General features: G+C 46.4%; 15 protein-coding genes. 7 read left to right on the top strand and 8 right to left on the bottom strand.

Annotated features, from left to right (window positions below):
* Positions 1 to 224: 224 nt before the first annotated feature.
* On the bottom strand, positions 225 to 1,157 hold the full coding sequence (locus M662_RS15720; protein WP_026578082.1) for a cation diffusion facilitator family transporter: 933 nt from the start codon (positions 1,155 to 1,157) through the stop codon (positions 225 to 227).
* A gap of 441 nt (positions 1,158 to 1,598) precedes the next feature.
* Between M662_RS15720 and M662_RS15715 the strand changes: the two genes are divergently transcribed.
* Positions 1,599 to 2,201, top strand: a complete 603-nt coding sequence (locus tag M662_RS15715) for a hypothetical protein (RefSeq protein WP_026578083.1) — start codon at positions 1,599 to 1,601, stop codon at positions 2,199 to 2,201.
* 146 nt (positions 2,202 to 2,347) lie between these two features.
* Positions 2,348 to 2,554 (top strand): hypothetical protein, encoded by a 207-nt coding sequence (locus tag M662_RS15710; protein ID WP_008633300.1) that lies wholly within the window; start codon positions 2,348 to 2,350, stop codon positions 2,552 to 2,554.
* 72 nt (positions 2,555 to 2,626) lie between these two features.
* On the opposite strand, the gene M662_RS15705 is transcribed toward M662_RS15710, so the two are convergent.
* From M662_RS15705 to arsD, 4 genes are read right to left on the bottom strand one after another with little or no spacing between them, the layout of a single operon-like run.
* Positions 2,627 to 4,267, bottom strand: a complete 1,641-nt coding sequence (locus M662_RS15705; RefSeq protein WP_008633299.1) for an FAD-dependent oxidoreductase — start codon at positions 4,265 to 4,267, stop codon at positions 2,627 to 2,629.
* Positions 4,268 to 4,318: 51 nt separating this feature from the next.
* Complete coding sequence (locus M662_RS15700; protein ID WP_008633298.1) at positions 4,319 to 4,600, bottom strand: HesB/IscA family protein; 282 nt, start codon at positions 4,598 to 4,600, stop codon at positions 4,319 to 4,321.
* Positions 4,601 to 4,645: 45 nt separating this feature from the next.
* Positions 4,646 to 6,388, bottom strand: coding sequence for an arsenical pump-driving ATPase (arsA, locus tag M662_RS15695; protein WP_026578085.1), 1,743 nt, complete (start codon positions 6,386 to 6,388; stop codon positions 4,646 to 4,648).
* Between the two features lie 16 nt (positions 6,389 to 6,404).
* Positions 6,405 to 6,761: an arsenite efflux transporter metallochaperone ArsD gene (gene arsD / locus M662_RS15690; protein WP_008633296.1), complete on the bottom strand. Its 357-nt coding sequence runs from the start codon at positions 6,759 to 6,761 to the stop codon at positions 6,405 to 6,407.
* 500 nt (positions 6,762 to 7,261) lie between these two features.
* On the opposite strand from arsD, the gene M662_RS15685 reads away from it, so the two are divergent.
* Positions 7,262 to 8,413, top strand: coding sequence for a zinc-binding metallopeptidase family protein (locus M662_RS15685; protein ID WP_026578086.1), 1,152 nt, complete (start codon positions 7,262 to 7,264; stop codon positions 8,411 to 8,413).
* A gap of 41 nt (positions 8,414 to 8,454) precedes the next feature.
* Positions 8,455 to 9,789 (top strand): sigma-54 interaction domain-containing protein, encoded by a 1,335-nt coding sequence (locus M662_RS15680; protein WP_051348916.1) that lies wholly within the window; start codon positions 8,455 to 8,457, stop codon positions 9,787 to 9,789.
* A gap of 56 nt (positions 9,790 to 9,845) precedes the next feature.
* On the opposite strand, the gene M662_RS15675 is transcribed toward M662_RS15680, so the two are convergent.
* Entirely contained in the window at positions 9,846 to 10,334 is a 489-nt protein-coding gene (locus M662_RS15675) for a DUF2798 domain-containing protein (RefSeq protein WP_026578088.1), read from the bottom strand.
* 74 nt (positions 10,335 to 10,408) lie between these two features.
* Between M662_RS15675 and M662_RS15670 the strand changes: the two genes are divergently transcribed.
* Positions 10,409 to 10,558, top strand: a complete 150-nt coding sequence (locus tag M662_RS15670; RefSeq protein ID WP_162129305.1) for a hypothetical protein — start codon at positions 10,409 to 10,411, stop codon at positions 10,556 to 10,558.
* A 31-nt stretch (positions 10,559 to 10,589) separates the two neighbouring features.
* Here the strand turns inward: M662_RS15670 and M662_RS15665 are convergent, their stop codons facing one another.
* Together M662_RS15665 and M662_RS15660 are read right to left on the bottom strand one after the other, a co-directional pair.
* Positions 10,590 to 11,219, bottom strand: a complete 630-nt coding sequence (locus M662_RS15665) for a hypothetical protein (protein WP_026578089.1) — start codon at positions 11,217 to 11,219, stop codon at positions 10,590 to 10,592.
* Between the two features lie 52 nt (positions 11,220 to 11,271).
* On the bottom strand, positions 11,272 to 11,880 hold the full coding sequence (locus tag M662_RS15660; protein ID WP_026578090.1) for a transglutaminase-like domain-containing protein: 609 nt from the start codon (positions 11,878 to 11,880) through the stop codon (positions 11,272 to 11,274).
* 178 nt (positions 11,881 to 12,058) lie between these two features.
* Between M662_RS15660 and M662_RS15655 the strand changes: the two genes are divergently transcribed.
* Both M662_RS15655 and M662_RS15650 read left to right on the top strand, forming a co-directional pair.
* Positions 12,059 to 12,889 (top strand): MurR/RpiR family transcriptional regulator, encoded by an 831-nt coding sequence (locus M662_RS15655; RefSeq protein WP_026578091.1) that lies wholly within the window; start codon positions 12,059 to 12,061, stop codon positions 12,887 to 12,889.
* A gap of 15 nt (positions 12,890 to 12,904) precedes the next feature.
* The gene (locus M662_RS15650; protein WP_026578092.1) at positions 12,905 to 14,281 is read left to right on the top strand and encodes a YjiH family protein; all 1,377 of its coding nucleotides are present in this window, start codon (positions 12,905 to 12,907) and stop codon (positions 14,279 to 14,281) included.
* Positions 14,282 to 14,291: the final 10 nt, after the last annotated feature.

The raw sequence follows: 14,291 nt of genomic DNA, 5'->3' as shown, positions 1-14,291 counted from the left end.
TATTATGTTCTCCTGTTCCTTATAAGCAGCAAAGCGATAAACGCAGCGAAGGAACCAGCCACCACGATGGCCATGATGGCGATCGAAAAGAATAGAGGATCCATGAAACCGGTCTCCTTTTTCAGAAAATTTATGTTAGTACCTATTCTAACACTTGGAAAGGGGCTGTTGAAAGGGGATAAAAAAAATCCCCTTCAGAAGGAGTATCTCCAGAAGGGGGGTTTTTAATGATCGTGTTCATGGGTATGGTCGCTGCAGAGGACCGAGTTGTCGTGCGCGTGTTCCTTCGATTCCAGTTGAATCGTCACATGGCCGATTCCCTTATCCTTAAGTCGTTCTTCCACTTTTTTAAGGATGCCCTGGCAGTCGTCGATCGTCCGGTCATCCGTCACCACGGCATGACAGGAGAGGGCGTTCTGTCCGCTGGTGATGCTCCATACGTGCAGGTCATGGATATCCTGAATGTCCGCTGTGTCTTTGATCGTTGCGACGATATCATCGACGTCGATGTTCTTCGGTGTTCCTTCCATCAGCACATGAACCGAGTCGCGGGCGACCCTTGCTCCGCTGATCAGTACAAGGACGGCGACAATCACACTTGCGAGCGGATCGGCCCATCCCCAGTCGAACAGCATGATGAGGATGGCGGCGATGATGGCACCGACGGATCCAAGCAGGTCACCAAGGACATGAAGGAACGCCGCCCGCAGGTTAAGGTTGTGCTCCGTATCGCCCCGCATGAGAATCCATGCGACCACAAGGTTGACGATAAGACCGATAATTGCAATCGTCAGCATTCCCGTCGAGGCTACCTCCGGCGGTTCCAGGAATCGTTTATAAGCCTCGTAGAAAATATAAAGGGAGATCAGTACGAGCGTCACACCATTGAATAGTGCCGCAAGGATTTCAAACCGTTTGTATCCGTAAGTCTTGCTGTAATCTGCCACTTTTTCCCCCATAACGAACGCAAGGACACCAACCCCAAGCGACACGGAGTCACTCAGCATATGTCCGGCATCCGACAGCAGCGCCAGGCTGTTCGTAAGGAATCCTCCGATCGCCTCGACGATCATGTAGCCGGTTGTCAGGATGAAACTGATCCATAATGCCTTCTTGTTCGCGCCGTGCGTGTGGTCATGACCGTGGTCGTGTCCCATCTGCATCTCCTCCTACCTGTACTATTCCAATTCGACTGGTAAATGATACGTTGGATTATTATATATATGCACATATATTCATATATAAAGCTTAACGCGGAATAACAGGCACGTCAAACCTGAATGCATAAAAAAGGCCTCCACATTTAGGGGATGTGGAGGCCTTCGTAAAGGGTGGTCAAATTCTACATATTCACATATTGGTCAGATATGTGGGGTGTTTGCGTGTCCATTGTAGTACATTGATGATGTTATGTAAACACGCTTTAAATTGGTAAAGAAGTTATACCTGATATAAACCCTTCTGTGAAAGGGTACAACCATTATAAAAAGAATATTCCGTTAATTGGAAAGGGAATAGGAACGGTAAGAATGGATTTTTGAGGTCGATTTTTATAATGAAAAGGGAAAAGAAAAGCATGAACAAGGAGGGGAAGTCTCATGCAACGAATGATCGTATTTATGGTGTGGACCGCATTCATCCTCTATGCCGTATTTGCAGCACCCAATGGAAACGCAGGTTACCTTGAATCGCTTATAAAAATGGATGATCCTGATCCTTCTCTATTAATGGTCTTCAGCTTTCTGGGGATCTACGCGATGATCTTCGCCGCTTTGCTCCTGGAGGAAGATGACAGCAAGGTTCCGGCGTGGCCGTTCGTCATCGCTTCCTTCTTTCTCGGAGCCTTCGCACTGCTGCCTTATTTCCTTTTCGCAAGCGGCCGTGCAGAAGGGAGGATACGTATTCCTAACCGATTGATTCAGCTGCTTCACTCCAAAGCATTTCTGCTCCTGCTTGGGACAGGAACGACTGCCCTGTTTCTTTACGGGGTATCGGCAGGTGACTTCGAATTATATGGGAAGGCATTCCGTACTTCGCAGTTCGTTCATATTATGACAGTGGACTTCATTGTCTTGACGCTGCTCAGTGTTTATTTGATCTATTGGAAGGAACGAAGGCACGGAAGTGAGAATATGCGTCACTGGATTGGAATGGTTCCGATGATCGGAGCGCTTGTTTATCTATTTAAGAAACGCGTGTGAAAAAACAGAGGTCTCCACGATCTCTGTTTTTTTGTCAGGAGTGCTTGCATAATCAGAAACTATTCAGTTGTTAATCAAAAGTAATTGATGTAGTATAAAAGTATTTTGAAATCGTTTTTTATAAAGGAAGTATAGGGGAGAAGGTGATGGTGTTGATTAATCACGGGGGAGTGCTGCAGAAAGAATATTTTGTTTCCTATATGAAATTAATCAGAAATGCGATGGGATGTTCTGTAGAGAAGGCGAAAGATGTAACGTTTGAACGCTTATTCCATAATGATGTCCAAAAGTTGGGTGAGGCCACTTATCAGGAATTTTTGAAAGGATATCAAGAAATGCAGCGGAAACATTAAAAAAGCGTGGGAAATCAGATGTTCACCTTCTGATTTCCCACGCTTTTTGTTTGGTTATTTCTTCATCGTCCTTTAAAAGCTGCGGAAGATTTGGTAATTTTTGTTTCCTCCAGAGAGGTTAAATACTTCTTTAAAGCCCATATTTCTTAACACGTTTTGCGCTGCATTACCGGTAACTCCACTATTGCAATAGGTAACGGTAGGAATGTCAGGATCCAAATTCTTTGCTTTCGATCGTAACTCAGCCAATGGAATGTTAACCGCACCTGGCACGTTGGATACCTCAAATTGCTTGGTCGCCCTCGTGTCGATCACCTGCAGCAGTTCACCGTTCTCCAACCTTTCTGTCAGTTCTTGCGGAGTCATCAACTTATTTCGCTTATCGATGGCGTTTTGAAGTGCCATTCCTGTGTACATGACAGGATCTTTTGTCGTGCTGAACGGTGGTGCGTAGGCGAGGTCCAAATGGAACAGGTCTTGTGCTTTCGCCCCAAAAGAAATGGCTGTTACGAATACATCAATCCGTTTATCGACGCCATCTTCGCCGATTGCCTGTACTCCGAGGATCCGGCCTGTTTTTCTATCGGCGACAGCTTTAATGACGATCGCTTTGCCTCCGAGGTAATCCGCTCTGGATGGTTTGATGTTATGAAGGACTTCCAAATCATATCCTTTTTCTTTTGCCTCCTTCTCACTAAAGCCTGTGTAGCCGACGGCAAGGTCAAATACTCTTAATATCCCTGTCCCCAGAATTCCCCGGTGCTCCAAATCTCCACCTGTAATGACATCTCCAGCGATACGCCCCATTTTATTTGCTGTCGATCCCAATGGCCGGTAAATTGGTTCTCCTGTAAGGATGGAGAAACTTTCGGCAACGTCGCCGACGGCATACACATCAGGAATATTCGTTTGCATTTTGCTATTGACTTTTACCGCACCCGATTTCCCTAATTCTACACCGATTTCCTGGGCCAACTCAGCATTGGGACGTACACCGGATGCCAGGATGACCATGTCTGATTCCAGTGTGGTTCCTGATTTCGTCTCCAATGTAGTTTTGGAAATTGTGTGGACTTCTTCGTTTAGCAATAGAGTCACACCGTGGTCCCGGATATGTGTTTCTACTCTTCTTGCCATATCCAAATCCAGATGAGGCATGATTTGTCCGCTTCTTTGAACAATCGTTACGTCTAATCCTTTGTGCCTCAACTGCTCAGCCATTTCAAGACCAATGAAACCGGCGCCTATGATGGTGACCTTCTTCGGATGGTTCGCTTTCATAAACGAATCAATCATTGCTGTGTTTTGAATCGTTCGCACCTGGAAGACATGATCGTGACCCACTCCTTCAATGTTCGGGCGATTCGGTGATGCTCCAGTAGCGAACACTAAAGTGTCATAATCGTCTTCGATCGTTTCACCGGTATCTAACTTCTTCACAACTACCTTCTTCGTTTCAGAATTGATCCTGGTCACCTCGTGACGGGTGAAAATCTCCACATTATAGCGCTTCTTGAACCAGGCTGCGCTCCTTGGCGTTAAGGTGTCCAATTCTTCCACCTCGCCTCCAAGGAAATAGGGGATCCCACATATCGAGTAGGAGATGTCATAGTCTGCATTGTATAAGGTGATTTCTGCGTTTTCATCGTTTCTACGGGCTTTGGCAGCGACAGAAGTACCAGCAGCAACAGATCCGATTATAATGATTTTCATAGTTGAATTCTCCTTTGTCTGTTTCATCTTAAAAGTTCGTTGATAAAGTTATCAGCAGCACGATTTCATTCCTAACAGAACGAATTGCGGACCGTTCGAAGTTTCATCATTATCAAGCGTCAAGCCATCCAAGTCATTCTTAATTTCCTTATCTATAGCTACTCGGATGCCGTTGACTTCCTGGATGTTGTCATCTTCCTTAGGGGCATCGAGGGATAGACCTAATTGAGGTCCGCAGCAACCTGCCCCCATGGAGTAGAAGCGTATTCCTTCGCCCTCATTCTTTTCGAAGATCGTTTCCAATTGTAGTTTTGCCTTTTCTGTTATTTTCATTTCTGCTTCCTCCTTAGGATTTAATGATCGTTTACACACGAGCTGTTAATTATTAAAAGCGCATTTCGTCCATGGAAGGACTGCAACATTTCCGGAGAGGCTGTTTTTGACTTTGTTGATCCAAGGGATTTCACTGGCAGCCTTCGCTTGCAGGAGTTTTTCTTCAGTACCCGCTGCAGCCAAGCTTTGATTAATAACCCACCACCTCGGTGCGATTTCAGCACGTTGTAAGTCTTCCTGTAGCCGAGTAGATTCAAGCACAGGCGTGGCTTCAGCTAACGTAACAATCACTACTTCCGTCTCTTCCGGGTTTCTAAGGCGGGGCAGCAGGGCTTTCACGTTTTCTGGAACTGCACCTGTCGAACGACTCATTTCTTTGTGGTAGGTTTCAGACGAATCCAGTAGAAGCAATGTGTGACCGGTCGGAGCGGTGTCAATGACCACAATCTCCTTTTCAGCCCTTGCAACGACGTCTGCAAAGGCACGAAAAACAGCAATTTCTTCTGTGCATGGAGAATCAAGATCCTCTTTTAAGTAAGCAAGTTCTTCTTCATCCAGCTCTCCTGCTGCGGCAATGACTGCTTCCTTGTACTTCTCCACTTCTATTTCCGGATGAACACGATTGATCGATAAATGCTCACTCACTGCCCTGTTTTTGAACATGTGATCAAGGTGAGCGGCCGGATCCGTTGTCGTTAAATGAACCGGAAGTCCTCTTTTAGAAAGTCCTGCGGCAATGGCGGAAGCAACCGTTGTTTTCCCTACGCCGCCTTTTCCCATAGTGAAGATTACCCGTGTATTTTTATTAGCGAAATCATCGATTATCTCTTCTAAGCTGTCTGAATCGTCCCATGTCGAAACTTCTTCTCGGATGGATGCATCATCGCAGGGACGCTTGCCCACTAATCGTCGAAGACTGTCCGTATCAGTAAGCGAGTAAGGGACGTAAGGGAGGAAAACCTTAGCTGTGATCTGTAAACTTTCCGGTGCATTTGCTAATGCCTCCTGCTGCTTCTCAAAAAAAGCGAGCGAGACAGGGTCTTCTGAATCAGGTTTTTGATATACGCCATTGATAAGCAATTGCTGATTAGATATTCCGATTTCTCTTAATTCTGTTGCTGCTCTATCTGCTTCCTTAAGCGTAGTCTCATCCGGTCTGGCAACAAGAAATAGGGTCGTTTTGTCTGCGTCAGATAAGGATTGAACTGCTTTTTCATACATTTTTTTCTTATCTTTAAGGCTTGAGAGCGGACCGAGACAGGAAGCTCCATGCTTACTTTCTTCCAAGAAACCATTCCAAGCGTCAGGGAGCGACAAAAGGCGCAGCGTGTGGCCTGTCGGTGCTGTGTCGAAGAGCACATGATCAAAACGCTCTAACATCGATTCATCAGCTAACAGTTGAGAGAATTCATCAAAGGCTGCGATTTCTACTGTACATGCACCAGAGAGCTGTTCTTCCATTTGATTCACGACTGATTCCGGAAGTTTCCCTCGATATGGTCCTACTGTTTTCTCCCGGTAGGCTCTGGCTGACTCTTCCGGATCAATATTACTGGCAGACAAATGGTCCACACCGGGGATTTTAGTGGGTTGGTTGCAAAGCTCCACTCCGAAAACATCTTGTAAATTAGAGGCTGGATCGGTACTTACAAGAAGTACCTTCTTTCCTTGATCCGCCAGAGATACGGCAGTGGCGCAAGCGGTGGATGTTTTTCCGACGCCGCCCTTTCCGGTAAAGAACAATATGGGAGTGTCGATGTGTTGTACGGGGTTATATTGTGGAAACATAAGGATTCCTCCTACGTCAATTTAGGTTAATAGAAATTGGAGTACCAGGCTTTTGCGTCAGTTCATCCATTTTTACTGCACACCAATCGGCAAACTCATCGTTTGTTGGATATTTTCCTACTTTCACAACTTCATCGTTCAAAAGCGTGATTGGCAGTGCGGCTACTCCTTTATCGTGAAGGAGTTGGTTCACCTTTTCATTCCTTGAGAAAGCAGATGGCTCATTAGCTAAGTTATAACGCTGAATATCGGCACCTTTCCTCTTTAATGAATAAACTGCTGAAGCAACCCGCGTCAAATCCGGATCGACTCCAGGACCACAAACTCCAGTGGAACAACACATCGCCGGGTCAAAAATTTCAACTTTGTTCATACAGTACACAACCTTTATATTGTTATTTATTTACTTACTTACTTACATAAAAGGGTTTCTTCCTGTTTGTCTGAAGTTCATAATTTATTCCTGCTTACTAAATTATTGGATATAGAAAGCCGAGTTTCAAATGATTTTTTGAGATTCGTTGGTGTCTTTGAGTACACATTAAATTCGGATATTATTATATAATTAATTACTTATATACGCAATGCTATGTTCGAAAATAAAAACTGTTACTTAACATTCCATCTATGATAACTTTTACCGTTGCCTACAGAACCTATCTTAGAGGTGAATCACTCATATTAAACGGAATATGAGTGGAATATTACATATCGTAAGTCATTTTTGACTTATGTCGAACCTTTATCGAATTATGTAAATTAAAGGATGTTATATATGATGAGATAAAGGTGGGGTAGTATCTGACGGAATCCAACATTAAAACTTGTTTTTTTGAAAGGGTTTACTTATAAATAAATAGAGGAGAGATGCCGGTGAAGCTGGAACGATTGAAGCAGCGCCTCGGTGAGATGGCAGATATCGGCAAAGTGCGGCAGGATGGGACAAGCAGCCTTTCCTTAATGAATGAAGAGATCGAAGCAAGGGTCCTCTTCATGAAATGGGTAGGGGAAGTCGGTGGAAAGGTGCGGATTGACGACTCAGGAAATATCCATGCCCGGATAGAAGGAAGCAATCCGGACAAAGCACCAATCGTGCTCGGCTCTCATCTTGAAAGAAAGACGGGAACATTTTGTGATGCGCTCAGCATGCTGGCAGGACTGGAAGTGCTGGAATCGTTGAAGGAAGAAGTGGAGCTCTCCCAACCATTTGAAGTTGTTCTTTTCATGAATGAGACGGAAACGCCATACCCGGCAATGGTGCCACGCGAGACAGTCCCCGGCATCTTCAGCAAAGGATTGGATGAACCTGTGCGGATCGATTTTCATAGAAAAAAGGCTGTAGAAGAGGTGGAGGCGTTCATCAGTTTACATATCGGACCAAAACCGGTGCCTGGTGAAGCCGCGCCTTTTGATATCGTCACGAGCGTACAGGGAACTTCTTGGCACTCCGTCGAATTCATCAGTCTTCCCGGCCGCAAAGGGGTGGTGCCGGTCTCTTCTCGGAAGGATCCTTTGGTAGCGGCAGTCAAAGCAGTCAAACGAATTAAGCAGTGGATCAGTGGTTTGGAAGATGAAACGATCGTCACGTTCGGCAAGATTCACAAGGTGCCGGGTGCAACGGATCGTTCTCCTTGTTCCATTACATTCTCTCTTGATGTGAAACACCCGGTCGAAGCAGTGCTGAGGCAGCGTATGGTGCACGTCGAAGAAATAATCCGCAACGTCGCTGAAGAGGATGCGGTTGAAAGTGTCTGGGAGGACGTTTCCTTTCTGCCGCCGGTAGCGTTCAGCGAGACGCTTATCTCCCTAGTGAAAGAAAGCTATAACGATAGAGGAATCGATTACAGAGAAAGCGTCGGCAGTTCGATTCATGACACTTATATATGGAATCAAATGGATAAAACCGTAGTGGTTTCCGCATCGATCCTCTCCGGTGAGTACAAAAAGAAAGAAGATTGGTGCGATATTGAAAAGACCGTCGTCGTCATAGAGGATACAGTGAAGAAAATCATGCGCTGTTTGTGACGTACTATTGTTAAACTGGTAAAAAGGATAAAGGTGATACCATGGATATTCTGAAATTACAGGATTATCAAATGTTTAAAGATATTGTTGAACATTCCTTTGATGAGATCTTTGTCACCGACCAAAATGGGATGGTTTTATATGTCAATGAGTCCTGTGAACAGAATTATGGCATTCCCTCTTCTGCATTAATTGGAAAACATATTTATGAACTTGCTGAAGAGTTGTTTACCCCTTCTGCGACTGTCGAAGTCATGAAGCAGGAGTGCCCGGTGGAAGTGATGCAGGAAACGAAGCAGGGAAGACGCCTGCTCGTGAAATCACAGCCGGTATTTGACCCCGTAACGGGGGAATTGACGAAAGTGATCAGCTATTCAAGGGATTTAACAGATTTCACAACATTAAAGAACCGTATGGAGCAGCTGGAGAAACAGCTGAATACACAGCAGAATGAAAAGACCGGTGAAGTGGCCGACCTTATTACGGAAAGTAAGTGGATGAAGCGTGTCACGCGTATGATGACAAAAGTCGCAGGCACAGAAGCTACTGTCCTCTTGAAGGGGGAAACGGGTGTCGGCAAGAATTTGCTGGCATCGAAAATTCACAAGCTGAGCAGCCGCCGGAATCAAAAGTTCTATGAAGTGAACTGTGCGGACCTTCCCGATCATCTGCTTGAGACAGAGTTATTCGGAAATCCTGAGTACGGCGTCGAAGGGTTGATCGAGCTGACGGATGGATGCACATTGTTTCTGGATGCCATCGGCGAGATGTCTATAGACATCCAGGGAAAGCTGCTCCGCGTATTGGAAACGAAGCAAATCGTCTCGAAGCATCGCCGCATCGACGTGGACATCCGCTTCCTTTTCTCTACAAATCAAAATTTGGAGGAGCGGGTGAAAGCAGGTACTTTCCGGAAAGATCTTTTCTACCGTATTCACGTCGTACCGATCGATGTCCCTCCCCTCCGGGACCGGGAAGCGGATATTTACCCGCTCTCGATGTATTTCCTAAAGAAGTACAATGCCCTTTATGACAGGAATGTGAAACTGTCCCCGCTCGTTCTGCATGCGTTCTACGAATACGACTGGCCGGGCAACGTCCGTGAACTGGAGAACTTGATCGAACGCCTCCTGATTACGACAGACTCCGACGAAATCACGATGGATCAGCTTCCGTCGATGATCAAGACAGGGTCGATTGCTCAGGCGGTGACGCTTCCTGAGAAGCTTGAGCAGCTGGAAAGGTTCCTCGTCGCTGAAGCCTATGATCAGTATGGATCGAGTTATAAGGTGGCGGAGAGTCTCGGGATCAGCCAGTCGTCCGCCATGCGCAAAATTCAAAAGTACTTGCGGGACGGCAGGATGAAGGTGGATTGAAACGGTTTATAAAAAACCATCTCTCCCTATGAAAGGAGAGATGGTTTTTTCGTTTTCTATACGGTTGCGGAAGCTGCCCCTGGTGATTGAATGAACTTTGTGAAAAGGAAGCGTACAAGCGGTCCCATGACGATAAGCTGCAAAGGGAGCGCCAGGATGAAATTCGAACCGAAGATAGTCAGGTAATCAGTAACGACCGTTTCTACGTGGAAGCCGCTGTGAAGGCTCATTGTCACTAGTCCGAACATCGACATAAGTGCCGCCATGCCGATGACCATGCTTATGGAAATTGCCAGGATCTTGTAAAGCTTCTTCGATGTACGAGCCGTCAGCTTGAAGGCGACTTTCTTAGCGGTCGGTCCGACGATGAATAAATCAAGAATGAAGGCGACGATAAACGCAATCAGGAAGTTAAGCACTCCTTCCATGAAGGTCATCTCATGGATCGTTCCGTGAAGATAAAAGTTGTATATCGTCATGACTAAGACCATACCGAAACACATCAGAAAGCCGAATTGCAGGTTTTCTTTTTTATTTGTGGGCATAAAGATAACATCCTTTCTCTTGGTTATTTCTGCATTATAGCGAGAAGGAATGCTGCTTCGTAAGTGAACATTTTGTGAACGTTGTATTTCTTATTCATTACAGAATGCAGCTTTTGAAGGTAGTTAAACATGAATCTTTGACAGAAGAGGAAGGTGAGTTGTTCAACAAAACGATGGGTATCGTTTTGGCGGTCCGTGGAAGTTATGAGATGCTGCTCTATTAAAAAAAGGTCGTATCTCTTATGATACGACCTTTTACTCTGGTTCTTTCCTTCCTATCGTTACCACAGGCGGGGTATAGCTGATGACTTCAATGAGATAATGCTGCTCTGTCAAACCGTAACAGACCACATCGGAACCGTCTCCGATGGTTCCGTACTGCTTCTGCCAATCTGTGAAATGCGCATGTTCCACGATGAAGTACGGCCAGACGCGATCCCGCGCCACTCCTTCCTTGTCAACGAAGGGAGCATCGATCAAATCTGTTCTCATTCCTTCATCCGAATAACGGACAGCAACCGGTGAATCAAAGAGGAATGTGGCTGTTTTGTCATCAAATTCTGTGCCGTAATAGCTGTCTTTCTTACATAAATAAAACGTCAACTCCAGCCTGTCCAAGTCCTGTTTCCATTGATCGATAGCGATGTAATGGGTGAGCTCTTTATGAGGTACCCACGTATGAACGATTTGCTGCATGGAAATCCCTCGTTTCTTTAAAGTCATCGTTTTATTTTCAAGGATGCCCCTTGATATTGCTTCCGTTTGGTTCATACACAATATCTCTTCATAAAGGACGAATCCGACAGAACGGTACAACTGCATGTTCTTCTTCATGAGCGAACATGCTTCTTCCCCGTTCGCTAAAGCAGCGGCTGTAGAATCCAACGTTTCCTCCAATGTCCCCGTATGGTTGCGGGTAATAATATCATCGGTTTTTTCATAAGTCGTCGGGAAGATGGTGTAAGTACATGTGGAGAGCATCCGTATGCGTCTGCAGCACCTGCATCGTCTTTTCGTTCGGTTGGGTATAAATAACCGGATAATCTTTTTCTCCCTTGTCCTCCTCCGTCTGAAAAGCAAGGTGTTCTTCTGTCGTGGAGAATAAGGCGTGAACACCCGGCTTATTCCCGCGGGCGTCGACTCTTATCCAACGCTCCAACGTCTTGAGATAGACGCTGTTCAGTGCATGGATGCAGTAGCCTTTCTCCGGCTTGTCGAAAAGCATCAGCCGCTGATAGCAGAAGCCTGTGGGAATCCCTTCGCTTCTAAGCAGAGCCGCCAGTAGATTTGATTTCGCATAACAGATGCCCTCTTTCTCCTTCCATACTTCAGATGCCGTACGGGTAACTGCCGTACTCTGAATATCCCAGGAATGAGCGATTTCATCGCGCACGAAGGTGAATGCCGCTTCTGCTTTCTCTATATCTGTCTGCTTTTTGTCAAATAGCTGTTCCGATAGTTTTACGATCGAGGGATGATTATAATCTACCACCTCTGACTCTTGTAAGTAGTCAGAGAGTTTGGCGGATTGCAGTGTTTGTTTCAAGATCTGTCCCCAACTTTCTTTTTCCAGTTATCATACACCTGTTTGAATATTTATACAATACGCGAGCGGGGGATGATTATTTCGTAATTTTCAAACAAATGATTGTAAGGAAGGATTAGATGCGGTACATTTATAAAAAAGAAGGAAATCCTTCATCGAGAATAAAGGAGGGAAAAGGATGGAAGAATCGGTGCTGGAAACGATCAAAGGTGTTTATTCCTCCTTATCACCAGGTCAAAAAAAGGTGGCGGCTTATATGATCGATCACCGGGAAGAAAGCGCGCTTGCAACCGCGTCCCGGCTTGGCAGGCTGGCGGGAGTGAGTGAAACGACGGTCATTCGACTTTCCAACGTCCTTGGGTTTCGCGGCTTTTCTCATCTTCAGGAGGCAATCAGAGAGGAGTTTCTCATGCAGAAGCAGAGCGTACGGGAGCATTCCCCGGCATACGATGTTTTTTCTGACGTTGCGGAGAAAGAAAGGCATGTGTTCGGTCAATTACTGGAACAGCTGGATCGAGGGCAGTTGAAGCAGGCGGTCGATGCTTTAATCGCAGCCGAACAAGTCCATATCGCAGGTTTCGGCAGCTCCTATGCTGTGGGTTACTGGTTCTACGCGGCGCTTAGGATGTTGAGAAGCAGAGTGTCCTTATCCGGTCCTGACGGCGTGGCAGCAGAAGATATAGGTGATATTCGGGAGAATTCCCTTCTTGTATTATTTTCTTTTCCAAGATACCGAAAAGAAGGGATGTTGTTGGCGGAAGAAGCCAAGAAGCAAGGGGCGGTGGTGCTCGTACTTACGAACAAAGCGCTCGCCCCGCCTGCCCGATCAGCAGACATCACGGTGACGACAGAAGAGCGGATGGAATCGGATTATCACTCCATCGCGGGAGCCGTAAGCATATCGGAAATGCTGATCGAAGCGGTTATGGAAGAAGGCGGAAACGAAATGCGCGAGCGTCAGCAGCGAATGGAACAGCTCTATGCTGAACAGAATCTATTTTTAGAATGAAGAGGAGTGGAAGGGATGCAGGAACAGTGGAAGCATGTCGAACGTGAGAAAAAGAGGTTTTCTGCCAAGGATTACGCGGCATTCATTCTTCCGTCCCTGTTGGGGATGTTGTTTTTTATGGTGCCGATTCAGACGGAGGATGGGATCACGATTCCCGTCGCTTTCCTTGCGAATGGGCTGAATGAAGGGTTTGCCGGCACAATACCTGTCCTGACGGTGCTGGCGATAACGATCTCTGTCATTGGATCGCTCGCCGCTTATTTGTGGAAGCCGAAATGGATCATGGAATCCACCTATTGGATGGCCCTGTTTTATGTCCGTAAAAACTGGGTGATGACGAGGGTTCTCGGGATGATCTTTGCCTGGATGGCTCTTCTTACGCTGGGGCCCGATTTTCTGACGTCCGACGTGACAGGCGGAATGCTGTTGTTCGACCTTTTGCCTGTTCTGTTCACGACCTTTCTATTGGCAGGTTTTCTGCTTCCATTGCTGCTGAATTTCGGTCTGCTTGAATTCGTCGGAGCGCTGCTTCGTAAAGTGATGCGTCCTCTGTTCACTCTTCCCGGGCGTTCCTCGTTGGACTGTCTCGCTTCCTGGGTCGGGGACGGGACCATCGGTGTCCTGTTGACATCGAAGCAGTATGAAGAAGGGTATTACACAAAAAGAGAAGCAGGTGTCGTCGCGACGACGTTCTCCATTGTCTCGATCACATTCACGATTGTCGTCATCAGTTACCTGGAAATGGAGAGCTATTTCCTGCCTTATTACGCCACGATCATCATAGCAGGGCTTGCTGCTGCTTTGATTATGCCTCGTATTCCTCCGTTGTCCTGGAAGAAGGATGACGTCTATGAGGGAACGACAAGAAAGACCGAAGAAGCGATTCCGTCGGGGACTTCGCTGTTCCGCTGGGGAACGACTCAGGCGCTCAGGAAGGCGAGAAGCGGCGGCGGTGTGAAAGCGACACTGAAAGAGGGAATGCAGAACGTGCTGGATATGTGGATCGGCGTCCTTCCTGTCGTCATGGCGATTGGAACGGTCGCTGTCGTCATAGCAGAATTCACTTCCTTTTTCACCATCATCGGCAAGCCGTTCGAATGGCTGCTTATGCTGATGCAGGTGCCGGAAGCAGAGGCAGCCGGTCAGACGATGGTCGTCGGTTTTGCAGATATGTTTCTGCCGGCTATCATCGGAAGCGGGATAGAAAGTGAAATGACGCGCTTTATCATTGCAAGCGTATCTGTTACGCAACTTGTTTACTTGTCGGAAATGGGGGGCTTGCTGCTTGGATCGAAACTTCCGGTTTCCTTCAAGGACCTTGTGTTTATTTTCCTGCTACGAACGTTGATTACGCTGCCGATTGTCGTCGGCATCGCTCACTTGATTTTCTAACCATAGAGGG

The organism is Bacillus sp. SB49 (genome assembly GCF_000469135.2).
Classification (GTDB): domain Bacteria; phylum Bacillota; class Bacilli; order Bacillales; family Halobacillaceae; genus Halobacillus.
The sequence above is the reverse complement of the archived record's forward strand: the minus strand, read 5'-3'. Positions and strand labels throughout refer to the sequence as shown.